Source organism: Massilia sp. Bi118 (assembly GCF_918697865.1).
Lineage (GTDB): Bacteria > Pseudomonadota > Gammaproteobacteria > Burkholderiales > Burkholderiaceae_D > Telluria.
In genome coordinates this window covers 50336-72638 of record NZ_CAKKMV010000012.1, presented here as the reverse complement: position 1 = coordinate 72638, position 22303 = coordinate 50336, and the positions used below count along the sequence as shown (strand labels likewise).

General features: G+C 66.1%; 18 protein-coding genes and 1 pseudogene. 13 read left to right on the top strand and 6 right to left on the bottom strand.

All coding sequences use genetic code 11. From position 1 onward, the window contains the following. The first annotated feature begins 97 nt into the window (after window positions 1–97). The 4 genes from LQV39_RS18155 to LQV39_RS18140 are packed head-to-tail and all read left to right on the top strand — an operon-like array spanning window position 98 to window position 3404. Window positions 98–712: a tetratricopeptide repeat protein gene (locus LQV39_RS18155; protein WP_230027548.1), complete on the top strand. Its 615-nt coding sequence runs from the start codon at window positions 98–100 to the stop codon at window positions 710–712. Window positions 713–733: 21 nt separating this feature from the next. Then, window positions 734–2128 carry an amino acid permease gene (locus LQV39_RS18150; RefSeq protein WP_230027547.1) on the top strand — a complete coding sequence of 465 codons (1395 nt, stop codon included), beginning with the start codon at window positions 734–736 and terminating at the stop codon, window positions 2126–2128. Continuing rightward, window positions 2125–2760 (top strand): hypothetical protein, encoded by a 636-nt coding sequence (locus LQV39_RS18145; protein WP_230027546.1) that lies wholly within the window; start codon window positions 2125–2127, stop codon window positions 2758–2760. Before LQV39_RS18150 ends, LQV39_RS18145 begins: the two co-directional genes overlap by 4 nt. Next, window positions 2757–3404 (top strand): dihydrofolate reductase family protein, encoded by a 648-nt coding sequence (locus LQV39_RS18140; protein ID WP_230027545.1) that lies wholly within the window; start codon window positions 2757–2759, stop codon window positions 3402–3404. The genes LQV39_RS18145 and LQV39_RS18140 overlap by 4 nt, the downstream gene beginning before the upstream one ends. Here LQV39_RS18140 and LQV39_RS18135 read toward each other — a convergent pair whose 3' ends face one another. Beyond that, the gene (locus LQV39_RS18135) at window positions 3405–4229 is read right to left on the bottom strand and encodes an NAD(P)-dependent oxidoreductase (RefSeq protein ID WP_230027544.1); all 825 of its coding nucleotides are present in this window, start codon (window positions 4227–4229) and stop codon (window positions 3405–3407) included. It abuts the gene before it with no gap. A gap of 119 nt (window positions 4230–4348) precedes the next feature. On the opposite strand from LQV39_RS18135, the gene LQV39_RS18130 reads away from it, so the two are divergent. The 5 genes from LQV39_RS18130 (at window position 4349) to LQV39_RS18110 (ending at window position 10807) form a co-directional block, all read left to right on the top strand. Then, window positions 4349–5341: a LacI family DNA-binding transcriptional regulator gene (locus LQV39_RS18130; protein WP_230027543.1), complete on the top strand. Its 993-nt coding sequence runs from the start codon at window positions 4349–4351 to the stop codon at window positions 5339–5341. A gap of 136 nt (window positions 5342–5477) precedes the next feature. Then, window positions 5478–7622 (top strand): glycoside hydrolase family 88 protein, encoded by a 2145-nt coding sequence (locus LQV39_RS18125; RefSeq protein WP_230027542.1) that lies wholly within the window; start codon window positions 5478–5480, stop codon window positions 7620–7622. Window positions 7623–7674: 52 nt separating this feature from the next. Then, a complete protein-coding gene (locus LQV39_RS18120; RefSeq protein WP_230027541.1) occupies window positions 7675–9072 on the top strand; it encodes an MFS transporter in 1398 nt (465 codons plus the stop codon). After that, window positions 9065–9967 carry an SMP-30/gluconolactonase/LRE family protein gene (locus LQV39_RS18115; protein ID WP_230027540.1) on the top strand — a complete coding sequence of 301 codons (903 nt, stop codon included), beginning with the start codon at window positions 9065–9067 and terminating at the stop codon, window positions 9965–9967. Before LQV39_RS18120 ends, LQV39_RS18115 begins: the two co-directional genes overlap by 8 nt. 27 nt (window positions 9968–9994) lie before the next feature. Continuing rightward, the gene (locus tag LQV39_RS18110) at window positions 9995–10807 is read left to right on the top strand and encodes an NAD(P)-dependent oxidoreductase (RefSeq protein ID WP_230027539.1); all 813 of its coding nucleotides are present in this window, start codon (window positions 9995–9997) and stop codon (window positions 10805–10807) included. 119 nt (window positions 10808–10926) lie between these two features. Here LQV39_RS18110 and LQV39_RS18105 read toward each other — a convergent pair whose 3' ends face one another. After that, the gene (locus LQV39_RS18105; RefSeq protein WP_230027538.1) at window positions 10927–13170 is read right to left on the bottom strand and encodes a glycoside hydrolase family 3 N-terminal domain-containing protein; all 2244 of its coding nucleotides are present in this window, start codon (window positions 13168–13170) and stop codon (window positions 10927–10929) included. Between the two features lie 139 nt (window positions 13171–13309). On the opposite strand from LQV39_RS18105, the gene LQV39_RS18100 reads away from it, so the two are divergent. Genes LQV39_RS18100 through LQV39_RS18090 form a run of 3 tightly spaced genes read left to right on the top strand, consistent with a single transcriptional unit; the run spans window position 13310 to window position 16826 of the window. Beyond that, window positions 13310–15205 (top strand): hypothetical protein, encoded by a 1896-nt coding sequence (locus tag LQV39_RS18100; RefSeq protein ID WP_230027537.1) that lies wholly within the window; start codon window positions 13310–13312, stop codon window positions 15203–15205. 12 nt (window positions 15206–15217) lie between these two features. Then, window positions 15218–16189, top strand: a complete 972-nt coding sequence (locus LQV39_RS18095) for an alginate lyase family protein (protein ID WP_230027536.1) — start codon at window positions 15218–15220, stop codon at window positions 16187–16189. A 7-nt stretch (window positions 16190–16196) separates the two neighbouring features. Continuing rightward, entirely contained in the window at window positions 16197–16826 is a 630-nt protein-coding gene (locus LQV39_RS18090) for a FadR/GntR family transcriptional regulator (protein WP_230027535.1), read from the top strand. Here LQV39_RS18090 and LQV39_RS18085 read toward each other — a convergent pair. The 4 genes and pseudogenes from LQV39_RS18085 to LQV39_RS18070 form a co-directional block, all read right to left on the bottom strand. Continuing rightward, complete coding sequence (locus LQV39_RS18085; protein ID WP_230027534.1) at window positions 16821–17213, bottom strand: helix-turn-helix domain-containing protein; 393 nt, start codon at window positions 17211–17213, stop codon at window positions 16821–16823. The genes LQV39_RS18090 and LQV39_RS18085 overlap by 6 nt on opposite strands. A 373-nt stretch (window positions 17214–17586) precedes the next feature. Beyond that, complete coding sequence (locus LQV39_RS18080; protein WP_230027533.1) at window positions 17587–18801, bottom strand: FimV family protein; 1215 nt, start codon at window positions 18799–18801, stop codon at window positions 17587–17589. A 91-nt stretch (window positions 18802–18892) separates the two neighbouring features. After that, a complete protein-coding gene (locus tag LQV39_RS18075; RefSeq protein ID WP_230027532.1) occupies window positions 18893–20092 on the bottom strand; it encodes a transposase in 1200 nt (399 codons plus the stop codon). After that, window positions 20086–20708, bottom strand: a pseudogene (locus tag LQV39_RS18070) (IS607 family transposase). Before LQV39_RS18070 ends, LQV39_RS18075 begins: the two are co-directional and overlap by 7 nt. A 79-nt stretch (window positions 20709–20787) precedes the next feature. Here LQV39_RS18070 and fumC point away from each other — a divergent pair. Next, window positions 20788–22182 carry a class II fumarate hydratase gene (gene fumC / locus LQV39_RS18065; protein ID WP_230027531.1) on the top strand — a complete coding sequence of 465 codons (1395 nt, stop codon included), beginning with the start codon at window positions 20788–20790 and terminating at the stop codon, window positions 22180–22182. Window positions 22183–22303: the final 121 nt, after the last annotated feature.

Here is a 22303-nt window from a genome sequence, read left to right as displayed (position 1 = left end):
TACCAGTCGACTGCATATAGTTTGCCAATAAATATCTTTTTCTGGATATGTCGAATTCGCTCCTTTTCATTCGTCGATCAGGAAACGTGAGGAGACAATGAAAAAGCAGATCGCCGCAACGATGCTCTGGCTTGGCCTGCACGCCTCTTCGCTTGCGGGCCTGGCCGAAGGCGTCCTGGCCTACAAGGAACAACATTACGCAGCCGCGCTGAAGGAAATCGCGCCGCTGGCCAGGGCCGGCAATGCCGATGCGGAGCACCTGCTCGGCCTGATGTACTACATGGGCCATGGCCTGCCGCGCGACTACAAGCAGGCTTTCCGCTGGCACCGCAAGGCGGCGCTGCAGGGCCTGCCGGCCGCCGAGTACGTGGTCGGCGCCATGTATTACACGGGCAATGCGGTGCCCCAGGACCAGGCGCTGGCCGTCTCCTGGTTCCGCAAGGCGGCCGGCCAGGGCCATCCGGACGCGCAGTACGCCCTCGGCCTGATGTACCGCTACCACGTGGCCGGCCTGCCCGAGGATGCGGTGCTCGCTTACATGCTGTGGGATCTGGCGGCAGCCAGGGGCCACCGCAACGCCGGCGAGCAGCGAGCCGACATCGCGCGCCGGATGACGGAGGCGCAGATCGAAGAGGCGCAACGCCTGTCCCGCAACTGGCAGCCGGGCATGCCCTTGCCGTCCCGGCCGCACAAGAGCAGCAGCACGTCCTGACCCACTCACCTTAGAGCGCACATGAGCCTATTCAGAACAAAAAATCTCGACCACATGATGGCTACGAGCCGCAAGCCCGGCGGCCTGAAAAAAGTCCTGGGTCCGTTCGACCTGATATTGATGGGCATAGGCGCGGTAATCGGCACCGGCATCTTCGTCCTGACCGGGACCGGCGCCGTCACCGCCGGCCCGGCCCTGACGCTGTCCTTCGTCATCGCCGGCGTGTGCTGCGGCCTGGCGGCCCTGTGCTACGCGGAGTTCGCGTCCACCGTGCCGGTGGCCGGCTCCATCTACACCTACAGCTATGTGACGATGGGCGAGCTGGTGGCCTGGATCATCGGCTGGGACCTGCTGCTCGAATACGGCCTGGCGACGTCCGCGGTGGCGGTGGGCTGGTCCGGCTATTTCCAGTCGCTGATGGCGAGTTTCGGCCTGAGCTTGCCGGAAGCGCTGCGGGCGGCGCCCGGTGCGCTGCCGGGACAGCACACCTGGTTCAACCTGCCCGCCTTCTGCATCATGATGGTGCTGACGGCGATGCTGTCGCTGGGCGTACGCGAATCGGCGCGCGTGAACAACATCATGGTGGTCATCAAGCTCGGCGTCGTCCTGCTGTTCATCCTGGTGGGCGCGCGCCACGTCCAGCCGGCCAACTGGCAGCCCTTCATGCCGCACGGCGCAAGCGGCACGCTGAGCGCCGCCGCCCTCATGTTCTTCGCCTTCATCGGCTTCGATTCCGTCACCTCCGCGGCCGAGGAAGTGAAGCGCCCGGAGCGCGACCTCCCCATCGGCCTGATCGGCACGCTGGCGACCTGCACGGTCATGTACATCATCGTCACCGCCATCATGACCGGCATCGTGCCGTATGCGCAGTTCCTCGGCATCGACCACCCGGTGTCGCTGGCGCTGCAGTATGCGCATGAAACCTGGTTCGCGGCCTTCGTCGACCTCGGCGCCATCCTCGGCATGACCACCGTGATCCTGGTGATGGCCTACGGCCAGACGCGCATCCTGTTCGCCATGTCGCGCGACGGCCTGCTGCCACCAAGGCTGTCGACGGTCCATCCGCGCTACGGCACGCCCTTCTTCGCCACCTGGATCGTCGGCATCATCTTCGGCCTGCTGAGCGCCGTGGTGCCGCTCGGCGTGCTCGGCGAACTGGTCAACATGGGAACGCTGGCCGCCTTCTGCCTGGTTTCGGTGGCCGTCATCGTGCTGCGCAAGAAGCGCCCCGACCTGCACCGCGCCTTCCGCTGCCCCGGCGTCCCCTTCGTGCCCCTGCTCGCGATCGCCTTCTGCGCCGTGCTGATGGCCTTCCTCAGCAAGACCACCTGGATGGCTTTCCTGGCCTGGCTGGCGCTGGGCCTGGTGGTCTATTTTGCCTATGCGCGGCAGCGTTCCCTGCTGAACCGGCCATGAAAAAGCTGATCGCATTGACGCTCCTGCTGCTGTCGAATGCAGCTATCGGCGGCACACCGGCGCCACGCGACGGCCAGCACGATTTCGACTGGGAGATCGGCGCCTGGGACACGCAGTTGAAACGCCTGCGCGAGCCGCTCAGCGGCAAGAGCGACTGGGTCGAGTACGCGGGCACCACAGTCGTCAAACCCGTGATGGGCGGGCGCGCCAACCTCGTGGAGCTCGATGTGCGCGGCAGCGCCGGCCGGATCCCGGGCGTGTCGCTGCGCCTGTACCAGCCGGCGAGCGGACAGTGGACCCTGCATTTCGCGAACCTGGCCAACGGCCTGATGACGGAGCGCATGCATGGCGTCTTCCAGGATGGCGAGGGCAGCTTTTATGGCCAGGACACCTTGAATGGACGCACGATCCTGGTGCGCTTCCTGATCCTGCCGATGGATGCACGCCGCTGGCGCTTCGAGCAGGCGTATTCGGCGGACGGTGGCCAGCATTGGGAGACCAACTGGATCGCCATCGATACCCGTCGCGGAGGCGCGCCAACAGATGCGTCACCTGTAGCATTTTGCAGCGACCCGTTTGGCCACGGCTTCTGCATCGTTGGCCTTCAGCCTTTCATCATGGAGACAGAATGACCGAACTAAAAGTACGATGCTTTTCCATTTCCCTCGACGGCTACGGCGCCGGTCCGAACCAGAGCCTGGAGAATCCGATGGGTGAAGGCGCCGGCGGCCTGCACCAGTGGTTCCGCGGCACCCGCACCTTCCAGAGCATGATCGGCAACGCAGGCAAAGGCATCGACGGCCCGGACGAAGACTTTGCCGCGCGCGGCTTCGAGAATGTGGGCGCCTGGATCCTCGGCCGTAACATGTTCGGGCCGGTCCGCGGCCCCTGGCCGGACGACAGCTGGAAGGGTTGGTGGGGCGATGAGCCGCCCTACCACGTGCCGGTGTTCGTGCTGACCCAGTACCCCCGTGCGCCGCTGGAGATGAAAGGCGGCACTACCTTTTACTTCGTCACCGACGGCATCCAGTCCGCCTACGAGCAGGCCCGCGCCGCCGCGAACGGCAAGGACATACGCCTGGGCGGCGGCGTGGCGACCGTGCGCGAGTTCCTGCAGGCCGGCCTGGTCGACGAGATGCATCTGGCGATCTCGCCGGTGCTGCTGGGGTCCGGCGAATCCCTGTTCGCCGGGCTGGACCTCAAGGCAATGGGATTCCGCTGCACCGAGCATGTGCCCACGGCAGCCGCGACCCATGTGGTGCTGCGCAAGGACTGATCAATCCTTGTAGATCGGCCCCGCCAGCAGGAAGGGCCCGCCCTGGTAAGTCGCCGCGATGTCATCCGCCGGCGGCCAGGCGCAGGTCTGCGGGAAGCGCTCGGCAAATTCGCGCGAACTCTTTTGCGGCACGAAGCCCAGGTGCGCCGCCTCACGGTTATCCCACCACTTGACCGGATTGTCGGACACGCCGTAGGTGATGGTGTGGCCGACGCGCGGCGTGAACAGGGCGCAGCGCACCAGCTCCACCAGGTCGTCGAAGGCCAGGAAGGTCGTCATCATGCGCGCGTTGCGCGGCGCGTCGAAGGACGAGCCGATGCGCAGGCAGACGGTCTCGATGCCGAAGCGGTCGTAGTAGTAGCGCGACAGCGCCTCGCCGAAGCACTTCGAGACCCCGTAGATGCCGTCCGGGCGCAGCGGCACGGTGGCGTCGACGACTTGCGTGGTCGGGTAGTAGCCCACCACGTGGCTGGAGCTGGCGTAGATCACGCGCCGGATGCCGCGCTTGTGCACCGCCTCGTACAGGTGGTGCAGGCCGAGGATGTTGGCGTTCATGATGTTCTCGAACGTGTCCTCGACCGAGACGCCGCCGAAATGCAGCACCGCGTCCACCCCTTCCGTCAGCGCCATCACCGCCTCGCGGTTGGCCAGGTCGCACTGCACGACTTCCTCGCCGGGGCCGGCCGGCGCGATCTCTTTGAGGTCGCTGACGCGGACGGTTTCCGCCCACGGCTTGATGCGCTCGCGCAGCATGACGCCGAGTCCGCCGCCGGCGCCGGTCAACAGGAGACGCTGGAAAGGCTTGGGTGAAACCGCTTGATTCATGAGACCGACTCCGATTTTGGTAAACGTTTAACTAGATTATCTCCAAATTGTCCCAGCGTCAACTTGCCGACGTGGCGGGGCCGCATGCTAAGATGCTTGCCTAAGTAACACTATCCGCCATGAAAAAGACTGCCCCGACCCTCCGCGACGTTGCCGCCGCCTCCAACGTATCCATTGCCACGGTATCGAAATACATCAATGGCACGCAGCGTTTCTCGGCCAAGGTCGAAGCGGCGATGGACGCCGCCATCGCGGGCCTGGGCTACAAGTCGAATCCGCTGGCCAAGTCGATGATCACGGGGCGCACCGACACCATCGGCCTGTCGGTACTGGACATCACCAACCCCCACTTCAGCAGCATCCTCAAGGGCGCGCAGCGGGTCGCCAACGACCACGGCCTGTCGGTGCTGGTGGTCGACACCGAGGAAAACCCGGGCCGCGAACAGCGCGTGCTGGAAGACCTGAGCCGGCGCGTGGACGGCATGATCGTCGCCTCGCGCCTGCGCGAAAAGGACATGGGCTGGATGGCCGACATCGACAAGCCGCTGGTATTCTTCGGCAGCCTGGCCGAACTGCCCTTGCCCACCGTCGCCAGCGACGACCACGGCGGCGCCTTCATGCTGACCCAGCACCTGAAAATGCTCGGCCACAAGCGCATCGCCTACCTCAGTTTCTCGAAGTCGCGCCGCGACGAGGAGCGCCTGGGCGGCATTCGCGAATGCCTGGACGCGGCGGGTATGTCCCTGACCGTGTTCAACGGCGACAGCCCTTCGCTGGCCGAAGGCGAGCGCCTGTGCTCGAGCATCGTCCTGGGCAGCAATGCGCCGGATGCCCTGATCTGCTACAACGACCTGATGGCGCTCGGCTTCATGAAGGAAGCGGCGAACCTGGGCGTGTCGGTGCCGCGCGATATCTCGGTGGTCGGCTTCGACAATATCCCCTACGGCAAATACGTCACGCCGGCCCTGACCACGGTCGACCTGCAGAGCGAACGCATGGGCGCTTCGGCCATGGAGAAGCTGCTGGCCGTGATCCGCGGCGAAGAGGTCGAGAAGCTGACCAAGATTGCGCCGCAACTGGTTCTGCGCTCTTCCACGCAATCCCGCACCTGAGTTCTCCCCATCGCGGCCTTGAACGGGCCGCGCATTCCCCTGTCTCGACGCTTTACTTTCTGAAGAACTTGCCATATTCTTTGGAAAACGTTTAACAAACAGCAGCGCCCACGCTGCGATAACGACGAGACACGACATGCGCAACCTGAGGTTTGCCCTGGTAGGCCTGCCTGCCATCATCGCCATCGCCCCTGCCTTCGCACAGGCGCAGGCGCCCACTCCCGCCAATGTACTGAGCGCCATGGAGCGCGTCGCCGACTGGCAGCTCGATCACCCCGCCTTTCACGAACCGACCCACTGGGCGCAGGCGGTTGGCGACGCCGGCCTCATGGCCCTGGCCAACCTGTCCGCCAGGCCGCGCTACCGCGACGCGATGGTCGAGATGGGCGTGAAGAATGGCTGGAAGCTGGGCCCGCGCACCTATCACGCGGACGACCAGGCGGTCGGCCAGACCTATGCGGAGCTCTACCTGCAGCTGCGCCAGCCGGAGATGCTGGCGTCCTTGCGCGCGCAGTTCGACGACATCCTCGCGCATCCGCACGAAGGCACGCTGCTGTTCACGGAACCCGGCAACCAGGACCGCTGGTCCTGGTGCGACGCCCTGTTCATGGGACCGCCGGCCTGGATGCGCCTGTACGCGGCCACCGGCGACGGGCGCTATCTCGAGCACGCAGTTGCGCAATGGTGGAAGACGTCGGATTACCTGTACGACAAGGCGGAACACCTCTACTACCGCGACAGCAATTACTTCAAGCAGCGCGAAGCCAACGGCGCCAAGGTCTTCTGGGCGCGCGGCAACGGCTGGGTGATGGCAGGCCTGGCGCGCACCCTGCAATACCTGCCGGCGAACCACCCGTCACGCGCGCGCTTCGAGCAGCAGTTCAGGGAGATAGCAGCCAGGGTCGTGAGCCTGCAGGCCAGGGACGGCTTGTGGCGCGCCAGCCTGCTCGACCCGGCCAGCTATCCGATGCAGGAGACCAGCGGCACCGGCCTGTTCGCCTATGCGCTGGCCTGGGGCGTGAACCAGGGCCTGCTGGACCGTGCGTCCTTCGAGCCGGCCGTGCTGCGGGCCTGGCAGGCCTTGAACACCAAGGTCCAGCCGGACGGCAAGCTGACCCACGTGCAGCCGATCGGGCGGGCGCCCGGCGCCTTTGCCGAAGATGCCAGCGAAGCCTACGGCATCGGCGCCTTCCTGATGGCGGGCAACGAGATCTACCGCATGGCGCTGCTGCAGCGCGCGCCGGCGCAGGCGGTCAGCGCCGCCAACCCCGGCGATTTCTACCGCGCCGACGAGAGCATCGAGGTCAAGGCGCCGGCAGCATCGGTGGCCGTGATCGAGGCCGCGACTTCGCGCATCCTGCCCTCGCAGCGCCTCGGCGGCACCCTGCTGTTCCAGGCGAATTTCGCGCCCGGCGAGAAGCGCCGCTTCCTGTTGGTTCCAACTTCTGCCATGCCGCCGCTGCCCAGGCCCGACGTCAAGGCCCACGCCCGCTTCGTGCCCGAGCGCCTCGACGATTTCGCATGGGAGAGCGATCGCATCGCCCACCGCACCTACGGCCCGGCGATCCTGAAGGAGCCGAAGGAGCACGTCAGCAGCGGCATCGACGTGTGGGTGAAGTCGGTGCGCTATCCGGTCCAGGACAAGTGGTACAAACAGGGCAAATATCATCTCGACCATGGCGAAGGCGTCGACAACTACCACGTCGGCACCGCGCGCGGCTGCGGCGGCCTGAGTGTGGTCGACGGCGGCCGCGCCTGGGATTCGAACGTCTACGCCAGCCACAGGATCATCGCCGATGGGCCCCTGCGCGCCGTGTTCGAGCTGCGCTACGACGCTTGGTCCGCAAATGGCCGCCGCATCGCGGAAACCAGGCGCATCTCGATCGACGCCGGTTCGAACTTCAGCCGCGTCGTGAGTACCTTCGAGAGCGACCGCCCGGGCGCGATCGAGGCCGGCCCCGGCATCTCGCTGCGCAAGGGCGAGGGCCAGCTGATCAGGAACGAAGCCGAAGGCTGGATCAGCTACTGGGAACCGGAAGCGCCGCCGCACGGCCACACGGCCTGCGCGTTGATCGTGCCAGGCCAGCAGGTACGCAGCCTGGAACTCGACGGCAATGCGCTGCTGCTCGGCCGCGCCACGCCGGCGAAACCCTTCGTCTACTACCTCGGCGCCGGCTGGAGCAAGAGCGGCGATTTCCCGACCCCGGCCTCGTGGGAAGCCACGGTGCGCAATGTAGCGGCACGCCTGTCGACACCTCTGGAGGTGACAGGACCGCAATAGCCAGCCACCGTTCATTGAGAAGTCAGCCCCACAACAAACACGCGAACTGACCATGAGACACAATGCAAGCGGCACCAACATCGGCAATTACAGGTGGACCATCTGCGGCCTGCTGTTCTTTGCCACCACCATCAACTATCTCGACCGTCAGGTCCTGAGCCTGCTGGCGCCTTCGCTGTCGAAGGAATTCGGCTGGTCGAACACCGACTACGCGAACATCGCCGCGGCCTTCCAGCTCGTGTACGCGGTGGCGCTGCTGTTCGCCGGCCGCGTCGTCGACCGCATCGGCACCCGCCGCGCCTATCACCTGGCGATCTTCATCTGGTCGCTGGGCGCAATCGCCCATGCCTATTCGCTCGCCATCGGCAATGCCGTCAACAGCGTGTTCGCGGCCATCGGCCTGGCCGCGGTGCCGGCCTCGGTGGCCGGCTTCATCGTCTCGCGCGCCATCCTGGCGATCGGCGAGGCCGGCAACTTCCCGGCCGCGATCAAGGCCACCGCCGAATTCTTCCCGAAGACCGAGCGCTCCTTCGCCACCGGCATCTTCAATTCCGGCGCCAACATCGGCGCGATCCTGGCGCCCATCTCGGTGCCCGTGATCGCCAGCATCTGGGGCTGGGAAGCGGCCTTCATGTGGATCGGCGCGATCGGCTTCCTGTGGATGGCCTTCTGGGGCGGCTATTACGAAGAACCGGGCAAGGGCCACCGCCTGGGCAAGGCCGAACTGGCCTACATCAACCACGATGCCGAGGTGCCGGACGAAGCCTGCGTCGATCCGCAAGCCCGCAAGGCCACCTGGGGCGAGCTGCTGCGCTGCCGCCAGACCTGGGCCTTCGCCTTCGGCAAATTCATGACCGACGGGATCTGGTGGTTCTTCCTGTTCTGGCTGCCCAAGTACCTGTCCTCGGCCTATGGCATGACCGGCACCGCGCTGTCGTTCCCGCTGACGGTCCTGTACAGCATGACCATGGTCGGCAGCATCGGCGGCGGCTGGCTGCCCAAGTACTTCATCGCGCGCGGCCGCAGCGTCTACGATGCACGCATGAAGGCCATGCTCCTGATCGCCTTCTGCCCGCTGGTGGTGCTGCTGGCCGAGCCGCTGGGCTCCATGGGCTACTGGATTCCCGTGATCCTGATCGGCATCGGCGCCTCGGCCCACCAGGCCTGGTCGGCGAATCTGTTCACGACCGCGTCGGACTGGTTCCCCAAGAACGCGGTCGGCTCGGTGGTCGGCATCGGCGGCCTGGCCGGCGGCATCGGCGGCGTGCTGGTCACCAAACTGGGCGGCGCCCTGTTCGACCATTACGGCGCCTTGGGTGAAATCCAGACCGGCTACCTGATCATGTTTGCGATCTGCGCCACCGCCTACCTGGCCGCGTGGGTCGTGATGAAGCTGCTGGTCCCGGTGCACAAGATGGCCGAGCTGCCGAAAGGATTGCAGAATGCCTGATACCCAAGCGGTCGCCATCGAGCGCGTCGGCGACTTGCGCTGCACGGTAGGCGAAAGCCCCGCCTGGCACGCGCAGGAACAGGCTTGGTACTGGGTCGACATCCCGGCGAAAGCCATCTGGCGCCTGGACGCCGCCAGCGGCGCGCTGAGCAGCTGGGCCACGCCGGAGATGGCGGCCTGCATCGCCGTCAAACGCGACGGCGGCCTGATCGCCGGCATGGAGACCGGCATCTTCAGCCTGGCGCTCGGCGACGATGGCAGCGTGGATGCAGCTTTGCTGGCATCGCCGGCGCACGGGGAGCTGACGCCCGGGATGCGCTTCAACGACGGCCGCTGCGACCGCCAGGGCCGCTTCTGGGCCGGCACCATGTTCCGCGACATGGCGGCGGCCCGCCCCGACGGCCGCCTGTACCGCTACGATACCCAAGGCCTGTCGGGCGCCGTGGTGTCGGAACTGGTGACCCAGAACGGCCTCGCCTTCTCGCCCGACGGCCGCACGATGTACCTGTCGGATTCGCACCCCACGCGCCGCCGCGTGTGGGCCTTCGATTACGATACGCTGGAGGGCGTGCCGCACAACCGCCGCCTGTTCGTCGACATGGCCGGCTACACCGGCCGGCCGGATGGCGCGGCCATCGACAGCGACGGCTGCTATTGGGTGGCCGGCAATGACGGCGGCTGCCTGCTGCGCTTCACGCCGCAGGGTGAGCTCGACCGCACGATCGCACTGCCGATGGCCAAGCCGGCGATGTGCAGCTTTGGCGGCCCCGGCATGGACACCATGCTGGTGACTTCGATCGATCCAGGTAAGGGCGCCGGTGGCCCGATGGCGGGCGCCGTGCTGCTGCTGCGGCCGGGAGTACAGGGCGTCCCGGAAGCGCCCTTCCCTGCCTGACGTTTCAACTATGACTAAAACAAAGCAATGAGCAAACCATTCAAACGCATACTGTTCACCGGCGCCGCCGGTGGCCTGGGCCGCCGCCTGCGCGAGCACCTGCACGCCTTCGCCGACATCGTGCGGCTGTCGGACCTGAACGATTTCGGCCCCGCCGGCGAGGGCGAGGAAGTCGTCCTCGGTGACCTCGGCAAGCGCGAGGACGTCTTCCGCATCTGCGAAGGCGTCGATGCCGTCGTCCACTTCGGCGGCGTCTCGACCGAGGAAGAATGGGCGCCCATCATGAACGCCAACATCCACGGCATGGTCAACCTGTATGAAGCCGTGCATACCCTCGGCATCAAGCGCGTGGTGTTCGCCAGCTCGAATCACACGGTGGGCATGTACAAGACCACCGACCTGGTCGACGCTTCGATGGCGACGCGCCCGGACGGCTACTACGGCGTGTCGAAGGTGTTCGGCGAATCGCTGTCGCGCTATTACTGGGACCGTTTCGGCGTCGAGACCGTGTGCATCCGCATCGGCTACTGCTTCCCCGAGCCCTCGAATCACCGCCAGGCGGTGCTATGGCTGGCGCTGGACGACCTGGTCGAGATGCTGCGGCGCGCGCTGATCACCCCGGCCGTCGGCCACACGATCGCCTTCTGTACCTCGGACAATCCGGGACAGTGGTGGGACAACCGCGAGGCGCGGCATCTGGGGTATGAGGCGAAGGAGAGTTCGCGCGGGTTCACCCATCTGTATGAGGGGCGGGTGGATCATTCGAACAACGAGGATATTACGCTCAAGTTTCAGGGGGGTGGGTTCCTCAATAATGGGCCGAAGTATCCGAAGGCTTGAGCCCGTTGTTACCCTAAAAACCGTCATTCCCGCGAAGGCGGGAATCCAAGTTGCAGGCAGATCGCAAAACTTGGATTCCCGCCTGCGCGGGAATGACGTTTACACGCTCGCGGTAATATTCAAGGTTCCGTCAGCTCAATCGTCTGCCGCAACCGGATATCATCCGAAGCACTCCCCACCATCACCTCGAACTTTCCCGCCTCCGCCCCCCACTGCAGCTGCCGGTCATAAAACGCCAGCATCTCGCGATCGACAGTAAAACTGACCGTCCGCACCTGCCCCGGCTGCAAAACCACCCGCTGGAAACCCTTCAACTCCTTCAGCGGCCGCACCACGGACGCCACCGGGTCCCGCAAATAAAGCTGCACCACCTCGGCCCCGGCCACAGGCCCGCTGTTCGCCAGCGTGAACGACAGCGTGATCTTCCCATCCGGCCCCATGCTGGGATTCGAGACCCGCAGGTCTTTATAAGCAAAGGTGGTATAGCTCAGCCCATGTCCGAAGGCATAGCGCGGCGTGTTCGGCGAGTCGATGTAGGCCGATTTGTAGACCACGTTCTTCTCATCCTGGACCGGCCGTCCGGTGTTGTACTGCTGGTAGGTGATCGGGATCTGCCCCATATTCCGCGGGAAGGTCATCGGCAGCTTGGCGGATGGGTTCACGTCGCCGAACAGCACGTCCGCGATCGCATGCCCGCCCTCGCTGCCCGGGTGCCAGGCGTAGAGGATGGCTTTCGCCTGCTCGGCCACGTTCTCGAAGATCAGCGGACGGCCCGCCATGATCACGACCACCGGTGTCTTGCCGGCCGCGCGCAGGGCTTCGAACAGCTCGCCCTGGCGGCCCGGCAGGCCGAGGTGGGCGCGCGACTTGGCTTCGCCCGACATATCCCAGCTTTCGCCGACCGCCAGCACCACCACGTCCGCCGCTGAAGCAGCTTTCAGCGCGGCGTCGAAGCCCTCGTTGCCGCGGCAGGCGACGTCGCAGCCGGCCGCATAATCGACGCGCACGCCCTGCCCCGCGCGCTCGCGCACGGCGTCGACCAGGCTGGCCATCTTCGCTGCGTTCGACTGCACGATCCAGCCGCCTTCGAGGTCGCGGCGCGCATCGGCCAGCGGTCCGATCACGGCGATCGAATGCAGGCCGCGTCGCAAGGGCAATGCCCCACCCTCGTTCTTCAGCAGCACCATCGACTCGGCGGCGATGCGGCGCGCGGCCTGGCGGTGGCGCGGGTCGTTCAGCGCTTCCCGTTCGCGCGCGGCGCTTGAGAAGCGGTAGGGATCCTCGAACAGGCCCAGCTCGAACTTCTTGGTCAGCACGCGCCGCACGGCATCGTCGACCACGGCGATGTCGACCTTCCCGCTCTTCACCAGCGCCGGCAGCGAGGACGCATAGGCATTGCTCTCCATGTCCATGTCGCTGCCGGCGGTGATGGCCTTGGCGGCGGCGTCCGTCAGGTCGTTCGCATAGCCGTGCACCACCATCTCGCGCACCGAGCCCCAGTCGCTGACGACGAAGCCCTTGAAGCCCCACTTCCCTTTCAGGATCTCGCGCTGGAGCATGGCGTTGCCGGTGGCCGGCACGCCGTTCAGCGTATTGAAGGCGTTCATGAAGGTCGCGGCGCCGGCATCCAGCGCGGCCTTGAAGGGCGGCAGATAGGTCTCGTACAGCTGGTGTTCGCTCATGTCGACGGCGTTGTAGTCGCGTCCCGCGATGGCCGCGCCATAGCCGGCGAAGTGCTTGGCGGTCGCCATCACCGAGGCCGTGCCGCCCAACTGCGCGCCCTGGAAGCCGCGCACGCGGGCGACGGCGATGCGCGCGCCGAGGTAAGTATCTTCGCCGGCGCCTTCCATCACCCGGCCCCAGCGCGGATCGCGGCCGATGTCGACCATGGGCGCGAAGGTCCAGTGGATGCCGGATGCCGCGGCTTCGCGCGCGGCGATGCGGGCCGATTCCTCGATCGCCTCCAGATCCCAGGACGCGGCCTCGCCCAGCGGCACCGGGAACACGGTCTGGTAGCCGTGGATGACGTCGAGGCCGAACAGCAGCGGAATATGGAGGCGCGACTGCAGGGCCAGCGCCTGCACGCGGCGGGTGTCGGCCACCCCTTTGATGTTCAGCATGGAGCCGACCTTGCCGCTGCGGATGTCGCGCTCGACGTTGCGCACCGCCTCGCTGTTCGGGCCCGTGCTGAACGCCTTGCCCGACAGCTGGTTCAGCTGGCCGGCCTTTTCCTCGATCGTCATCTGGCGCAGCAGCGCCTCGACCCGCTGCGCAATGCCGGCTTCGCCGCCGGCGTATGCCGCGCCGGCGAAGGCCGCCAGCGCCATGCTCACGGCCGCCCGCGCTTTCCAGTTTTTCTTCATCTTCCCGCTGCCTCCAAAGCTAAATTAGGATAACGTTTTCTTATGTTGACGATTGGAAGGATTACTATATACTTCAGTTAAACGTTTTACAAGGCACGCAGAGGCCTCCCAACCTCTCATAACCAGGATCAGGAGACACATGAAGATCGCGAAGTCGACTCTGGCGGCGCTGCTCGCAAGCGCCCTTCTTCCACCCGCTTTCGGCGCCGCGGCGCAGTCCGCCGATCCTGCGCGCCCGCCCTCCTCGCGCTACGTCCCGCCGCTGGCCGCGACGCCGATGAACCGGATCGTCCAGCAGCAGCTGTATCCGCAGCTCGAGTATTTGTTCGACCAGATGGTAGCCGAAAAGGAGCACGTCACCATTGACGGCGTGGAGGCGCTGAAGAGCAACGACAAGTTCTTGCAAGGGAAAATCGCCAGCGGCCTGGCCCACGTGCTGCTCAACATGCGCAAGGACGATCCACGTTTGCAGGAGCGCCTGCGCCAGTTCCGCGACATCACCGACATGACGGCGGGGATGGACAACCATACCTGGGGCATCTACTACTACCTCGAAGCGCTGTATCAACTGAAGCAGGCCGGCCTGCTCGAACAAGCTATCAGCCCGGCCACGCTGGCGCGCCTGAAGACTACGCTCGACTGGCATACCTTCGTCACGCCGCACTGGGACCTCATCAGGCTGCCGACCAACTACTATGGCGTGGCATTCAGCGTGGCGCGCCTGCGCATGCTGCTCGGCTGGGAAGACGACAGCGCCAGCAAGGTCCTGCTCGAGAAGATGATGACGCACTATGCCACCTACTCCGGCAAGTTCGGCTTCTCCGACGAAACGCCCGGCGAAGGCCGCTTCGACCGCTACAGCGTGCTGCTGGTGGCCGAGATCTGCGAGCGCTTCATCGAGACCGGCCTGGAAGTCACGCCGGAACTGAAGGCCCTGCTGCGCAAGTCGGCCGACGTCGTGCTGAACTTCGCGAACCCCGCCGGCGAAGGCTTCACCTGGGGCCGCAGCCTCGGTCCCTACGGCGAGACGGCGGCGCTGGAGATCGTGTCGGTGTCGAGCTACCTGGGCGTGCTCACGCCCGAGGAAAAGCAGTACGCCTATGCCTACGCCAACCGCATCGTCGCCAAGTACATGGACTTCTGGACCAATCCAGGCATGCACTCGGTCGACATGTGGAACCAGGGCCGCCGCACCGACACCTACCGCGCCAAGCACCGCATCCTGGGGGAGAACTTCTCGCTGTCGCACCAGCTGATCTTCACGAACGACTTCTGGAACCGGTCCGGCATGAAGGACGCCAAGCCGAAAGCGGACTTGCAGGCCTGGCTGGACAAGACGCGCCCGCGTTTCAGCACCACCTGGTTCGCGCGCGGCGACTACGACCGCGCATTGGCCATCTACCGCGACAGGAACCACGTCTTCAGCCTGGCGATGATCAACGGCGGCGACAGCCAGTTCGACAACAGCCCCTACTATCCACTGCCCTTCGCATCGGGCATTGTCGCCGGCACGCCGGACAGCGGCGCCGAACACGCCCAGCTGCTGCCGAAGTTCACGCTGGCCGATGGCAGCCAGCTGCTGCCGGTCTCCTACATCAAGGATATCCGCAGCGACAGCCGCGGAAGCACCGCCCGCGTCAGCTACCGCCAGGACGCGCTGGCAAAGCTCGGCAAGAAGGGACCGGTGAAGGACGAGCGCATCAAGCTGGAGACCACCTATACCTTCGAACCGGGTATCATCACCCGCACCGACACCTACACCCCTAGCGCACCGCTGCAGGTGACGCGCGCCAGCCTGGAGTTCGCGTCCTGGTCGGATGCGCCCGCGCTGCAGGGCAAGACGGTGCGCTTCGGTCAGGGCGATGTCAGCGCCTTCGAAGTAAGCGGCCTGGATGCCTGCACGGTCGAGGCGACGCACGGCGCGGACCCGTACCGCGCGCCGGAAGGGCCGATGGCCAGCCACGTCAGCTGCGCCAGCACCGGCTTCCGCTTCGAGCGTCCGCTGACGATCAAGTGGACCCTGCGTTATCGTTGAAGGAAGGACGCCATGCCCAAGACCATCCGCACCGCCCTGCTGGCGAATTTGCTGACACCCCTGCTGCTGGCGCTCGGCCAGCAGGCCGCGCAGGCTTGCGACGCACCGCCGCCGGCCGTCCACGACATCGACGCCAACAGCTACTACAGCGACAAGAACCATTCCATCATCGACCCCGTGCGCAAGGCGCGCAACGAGGCCGCCACCAGGCCGGTCGACGAATTCCTGTATGCGGTGGCGCGCCATGCCAGCGCCTACCAGGCGGCGCCGGCGAAGCGCGAGGAAGCGCAGTGCGGCCTGCAATGGCTGTCGTCCTGGGCGCAGCAGAACGCGATGATGGGCAAAATGACGACCAACCAGTCCTACTACACGCGCAAATGGGCGCTGAGCGGCCTGGCACTCAGCTACGCCAGGCTGCGCCCCGCCGCCGGCGAGGCCGAGCGCCAGGCCATCGACGCGTGGCTGAAGACCCTGGCCGATGCGACCCTGGTCCACGCGGATGCCGGCAAGGGCGTGCGCAACAACCATTATTACTGGGAAGGCCTGGCGGTGGCCGCGACCGGCGCCGTCACTGGCGACGAGCGCCTGCTGGCCTGGGGCCGCAAGGTGTTCGAGCACGCGATGTCGCAGGTCGCGCCGGACGGCTCGCTGCCGCTGGAGATGGCGCGCGCCGCCAAGGCCCTGCACTACCACTCCTTCGCGGCGCAGCCGCTGGTGATGCTGGCTTCGATCCTGGATGTGCAGTCGCCCAAGCTCGACCAGCTGGTGCGCTTCACGCTGCAGGGCGCCGCCGATCCATCGGCCATCGAGAAAGCCACCGGCGTCGCGCAGGAGCGCATCAAGGGCACGCCGGGCTGGAAGATCGTGTACGACCGCCATGCGGGCGCCGCAGTCAAGGGCACGCCGGCGCCATCCGCGCTGTGGGAATCGCGCATGGGCGGCGACATCGCCCTCGCCAATCCGCTGGAGCATCCTGCAAAATGAGCGCGCGATGAACAAGGGACGGCCCAGCCTCGCCCACGGTGTCGTCGAGGGCATCGCGGCGCGTATCCGCCAGGGTGATCTGAAGCCGGGCGACCGGCTGCCGACCGAGGCCGCGATCGTGGCCGAGCATGGCGTCAGCCGCTCCGTGGTGAGAGAAGCGATCTCGCACCTGCAGGCGGCGGGATTGGTGGAGACGCGCCACGGCATCGGCACCTTCGTGCTCGAGCCGCCGCAGCAGACCGCGCTGGCGATCCTGGAACTGCGCATGGGGATGGAAACCGAGGCGGCGGCGCTGGCGGCCGCGCGCCGTACAGAGGCCCAGCTGGCGGCGCTGCGCGCAGCGCTCGAAGACATGCGCCGTGCGCAGGCGGCCGGCGAGCCGACGGTGGAGGCCGACGTGCGCTTCCACCGGATCCTCGCCGAGTCCAGCGCCAATCCTTATTTCATCGAACTCCAGGGCCAGCTCGGCAAGCTGCTGTCCCTGCGCGAGCGGCCGGCGGGCAGCTTCGCGCGCATGCATCACGAACACGAGGACATCGTCGAGGCCATCGCGCGCCAGGACGTGGACGGCGCGCGCGCCGCGATGCGCACCCACCTGTCGAACAGCGGCGAAAGGATGCGCAAGCCTTCCTTATGAAGCGTGGACGGCGCCCGCCGTCTTGCGCTGGGCGGCCAGCATGGCGCCCATGTTCGTCTCGATCCACTCCGCCAGCTCGCCCATTTTGCCGCTGATTTCCTCGCCCAGCGGTGTGAGGCGGTACTCGACACGCGGCGGCGCGGCCGACTGGACGATGCGCTGCACGAAGCCGTCCTGCTCCAGCCAGACCAGGGTCTGGGCCAGCATCTTTTCGCTGATCCCGCCAACCTTGCGGCGCAATTCGCCGAAGCGCTGCGCCCCGTCGCCGAGGGCCACCAGCAGCAGGACGCCCCAGCGGCTGGTCACGTGCTTGAGCACTTCGCGCGAAGGGCAGCTTTCGGAAAACAGGTCGCCGCGCGGCGCCTGGGCTGGATCTGTGTCGCTCATCTGAAGGTTCCTCCGTCGATGTCGATATCCTAAGCCAAGCGGCCGAACCCAGCCGTCGCGTTGGCATCAGCCGTGCGCGGGCAAGAAAAAACCCGCGGTGGACTGGCCAGCGCGGGTTTTCGGGAATGGGGGGAGTGCGAGCACCAGGTATCTCCTGGCGTCGCCTCTTGCCGGTTGCATCCGGCGTCCACCTGCCACTGTAGTCAGGCGAACCGCTTCCGGGTACAGGCGTTTCTTCAACGATCATCCGGTTTCCGCGCCACGCTATCGGTGGTGGCTGCGCCAGATCCTGAGCCGTTTTTGTGGTCATTCAGATCACATGGGAATTAGTATAACGCAAATTTTTAGCTTGTGTAGACGAGTTTGTGCGCGCCTATTCGAATGTCGGCTCGACCGCTTCCTCGACCGCTGCCGGCGCCGCTGCCGGGGCCGGTTTGGTGCGGGAAGCGAAGCGCTGGCGCAGGCGTTCCAGCAGGCGCGGCTCGGCCGGGATGGCGACGTTCTGCACGGTGCGGACGCGGCGGCGCAGCAACATCGCCGCACTGCCCAGCGCCAGCAGCAGGGCCGCGGCACCGCCGATCCAGCCCCAGGGCAGGCTGGATTCGGGCTCGGGCGGCGGCGCCTTGGGCTTGCGCGGCACCAGCGGCTTGATGGTGCTGATGGGTTTCGGGCCTGGCGGTTCCTTGGCGGCCTCCGGTTCGGGCGCGGATACATGAGGCGCTTCGGGAGCGGGCGCAGGCGCAGAGCCATGCGCCGCGGCCGCTGCGGGCGCGGCGGCGGACGCGGCGCCCAGCGTGGCCTGCAGCGATTTCACTTTCCCCTCCAGCGCACCGAGCTTGGCCTGGAGGGCCGCATTCTTGCCGTCGAGGGCGGCGCAGACCTTGGCCGCCTCGGCTTGCTGGACGCAGGCTGCCGGGGCCGCGGACTGCTGGGCGTGGAGGGGCAGCGGCAGCACCGCCGCCGCTTTCGCTTCCGCATGGGCGGTCCCGGCGAGCTTTCTGGCGTGCAGACGCGTCTTGACCGGCGCCGGCTGCTTCGCGCCCTCCTCTTCCGCCGGCGCTACAAGCGGTTCGGGCCTGCGCACGGCGGCGGTCCTGCGTGCCGGCGCGGGCATCGGCGCGGCCTTGGGCGCGGGTGCCGCATGCGCCACCGGCGCCGGGACCACAGCGGGCACCGGGGCAGGAACCGGCGCCGGATTCGGATCCGGCGTCAGCCACAGCGTGGCCAGGCGCACCGTGCGCTGCCCCTTGTCGACCAGTTCCAGGTAGAGGTGCAGGTGATCGCTGTCGACCGGCCGTAGCGAAGTCACGTGCAGGAACTGGCGGCCGTCGCGCCGCATCACCGACAGGTTCAGGCTGGCCAGCACCGGCGGCAGTGCGATGCCGGCGCCGTTGTAGACCTCGGGGCTGGCCAGGCGCACGGACACCGCCTGCGCGGGGTCGTCGACCATGGCCAGTTCGATGTCGGCCACCAGGGCTTGCCCGATGTGGGAGGACACCCGCGCATCGCCGAGTTCGGCCGCATGAGCGGAACCCAGGGCGCTGGCAAGGACGAGCGTGGACAGGAAATGGCGGGAGCAGCGGAGCATATATTTCACGAATTTGAAGCCTCAGCGTCATTAACGGCCGTTGCGGTACACTCTTTAGAGCATGCTTCCGTTCTTCTAGACTTACGCAAAGCTAACCGTCGTTAACTTCGCCGCTGGATTCCTGCTTCGCCGGGGCCGGTTTCGCCCGATGCTTGCGCAGCGGGCCAGCGCCTTCCCCTCCACAGGATGTCGCGGTCGAACTGACCGCCAGATTCTTAAGGTTGATGGCCGCGTTGAGGTCGCGGTCATGCTCATTGTCGCAGCCCGGACAACGCCACCGGCGCACTCCCAGCGTCAGTGTCTCCAGCCGGTATCCACAGCAGGAGCAGGTCTTGCTGCTTGGGTACCACCGGTCGGCCACGACCACCTCGGCGCCACGCCAGGCGGCCTTGTATTCGAGCTGGCGGCGCAGCTCATGAAAGCCCATGTCGGCGACGGCGCGTGCCAGGCGGCGATTACCCAGCATGCCCTTGACGTTCAGGTCCTCGATGCCGATCGTGTGAAAGCGCCGCGTGAGGCTCAAGCTCAGCTGGTGCAGGCTGTCGCGGCGCATGTCCCCGATCCTCGCGTGCAGCTTCGCCAGCCGCGCTTTCGCCTTTGCCCAGTTGCGCGAGCCTTTCACCTTGCGGGATAGCGCGCGTGACAGGCGGCGCAGCCGATCCAGCAGGGAGCGCAAAGCCTTCGGCCCCGTCCACGTTTCGCCAGTCGACAGGGTCGCCAGCCTCGACACCCCGAGATCCACGCCCACCGCGCCCTGGTTTTCGGCTAGCGGCAATATTGGATCGGCAGCGTCGACAGTGATGCTGGCATGCCATCGTCCGGCCCTGCGCGAGACGGTGGCCGAGACGATGCGGCCGGAAAAACGCAATTGCTCACGCATCTTCACCCATCCCAGCTTCGGGATGTGAATGCGCTTGCCTTCGACGCGGAACTGGTCGTTGGTCAAACTAAAACGGTCGTCGCGGCCTTTCTTGCGAAACCTTGGATAACACGCGCGATGAGCGAAAAAATTCTTGAAGGCCTCACCCAGCTGGATGATCGCCATCTGCGGTGCGTTCTTCGTCACCTCGAGCATCCAGGGGAACGCTTCGCGCTTGATGGCGTTGAGTTGGCGCCGCAATGACAGCTGCGATGGCCGCGGTTGCGACGGGTCGGCCTCGTGCGCCGCATACTGGCGCTGCCACTCGGCCAGCCCCCAGTTGTGGGCGAAGCGGGCGGTGCCCGCCGCCCGCGCCAGATAGGTCGCCTGTCGATCGTTCGGATCGAGCGCGATCTGATGGGCGGTCAGCATTGCGCTTCCTTCACGGGCTGGCGCACGCCATCGAGAAGCTTCTGGCTTTTATGGCTGCGGCTACCGTACAGCCTGGCGGAGAAGACAGTAATGATCTCCAATACGTCGCTGGCCAGGTCTTCCTCGAAAGCCGTGTCGGCGTCCTGATTGATGATCACGACTTCGACGTTCTTCGCTTCGCAGACGGCAAACACCAGTTCGGCGTCAAAGCGCAGCAACCGGTCTTTGTCGGTCAGTACCAGGCGGCCGATGTCACCCGCCAGGATCGCTTCCAGCAGGCGCTTCAATCCGTTTTTCGGGTAATTCATGCAGGATCCGAGATCGGCGATCAGATCGACGCGCCACCCTGGCTGGCACAGTACAATTCCAGCACCTGCTGTTGCCGCTCCTGGTCCGCCCGCTGATCGTGACTGGACACGCGCGCGTAAGCGATGGTCCGTCGCGGCGCCTGTGCGCTGTAGAATCGTCCGGGGAGCAGAGCTCCGAGATCGTAGCGGCGCTGTCCGCCCTCGGTCCTGGCTGGCGTCAGCCTGCCGCTGGCCTCCCAGCGCCGCAGCGTACTGGTCGAGATCCCGAGCGCTTGGGCGGCAGCACCGATGGGAAGAAGTTTGTTCATAATACTTAAGACTGCGCAGATTTAAGCAAGTTTCGAGATAACTGTAAAAACCCTACTAACAAAAAGTCAGGACCAGTCTATGGATAACAGGATCGAGAAGGACAGCTTCGGCCCGATCGAAGTGCCAAGCGGACAACTGTGGGGCGCGCAGACCCAGCGCTCGCTGCATCACTTCCACATTTCGAGCGAAAAGATGGCGCCGGAACTGGTCGCTGCGCTGGCACAGGTCAAGCGCGCCGCCGCCGCCGTCAACCGCTCGCTCGGCAAGCTGCCGGCCGACAAGGCCAACGCCATCATCGCCGCCGCCGACGAAGTGCTGGAAGGCCGCCATCCGGCCGAGTTCCCGCTGTCGGTCTGGCAGACCGGTTCCGGCACCCAGAGCAACATGAACATGAACGAGGTGCTGGCCAACCGCGGCTCCGAGCTGATGGGCGGGGAACGCGGCGAGGCGCGCCTGCTGCACCCGAACGACCACGTGAACATGGGCCAGTCTTCGAACGACATGTTCCCGACGGCGATGCACGTGGCCGCCGCAGCCGCCGTCGCCAAGGACGTGCTGCCGGCGCTGGCCCAGCTGCGCGGGACGCTGCACGTCAAGGCGCGCGACTTCGCCGACATCGTCAAGATCGGCCGCACCCACCTGCAGGACGCCACGCCATTGACCCTGGGCCAGGAATTTTCAGGCTACGTCGCCCAGCTCGAGTTCGCCGAGCAGGCCGTCAAGTCCACCCTGCCCGGCCTGCTGCAGCTGGCGGCCGGCGGCACCGCGGTCGGCACCGGCCTGAACGCGCATCCGGAATTCGCCAACCGCATCGCGGCCGAGATTTCCTCGCGCACCGGCCTGCAATTCAAGAGCGCACCGAACAAGTTCATGGCCCTTGCCGGCCACGACGCGATGGTGCAGGCGCATGGCGCCTTCAAGACCCTCGCCACGGCGCTGATGAAGATCGCCAACGACGTGCGCTGGATGGCCTCCGGCCCGCGCTCCGGCCTGGGCGAAATCACCATCCCCGAAAATGAGCCGGGCAGCTCGATCATGCCGGGCAAGGTCAACCCGACCCAGTGCGAGTCGATGACCATGCTGTGCTGCCAGGTGCTCGGCAACGACGTCGCCCTCAGCGTCGGCGGGGCGATGGGCAATTTCGAGCTGAACGTGTTCAAGCCGATGATCGCGCACAATTTCCTGCAAAGCGCGCGCCTGCTGGCCGACGGTATGCGCTCCTTCGACGAGCACTGCGCCCGCGGCATTGAGCCCAACCGCAAGCGCATCGGCGAGCTGATGGAGCAATCGCTGATGCTGGTGACCGCCCTGGCCCCGCATATCGGGTATGATCGCGCCGCGCAGATCGCCAAGACCGCCCAGCACGAGGGACTCACCCTGCGCCAGGCGGCGCTGCGGTCCGGCTTTGTCGACGAGCAGCAGTTCGATCAGTGGATCGTGCCGATCGAGATGACGCGGCCGGATCCGGGCTGAAGGGCTCCAGATTAGTACTCGTCGTCCCCGCGAAGGCGGGGATCCAAGTTCTGCATGCGTTACGGTAGCGCCAGCAAACTGGGATCCCCGCCTTCGCGGGGACGACGTACTTGAGGGCGGT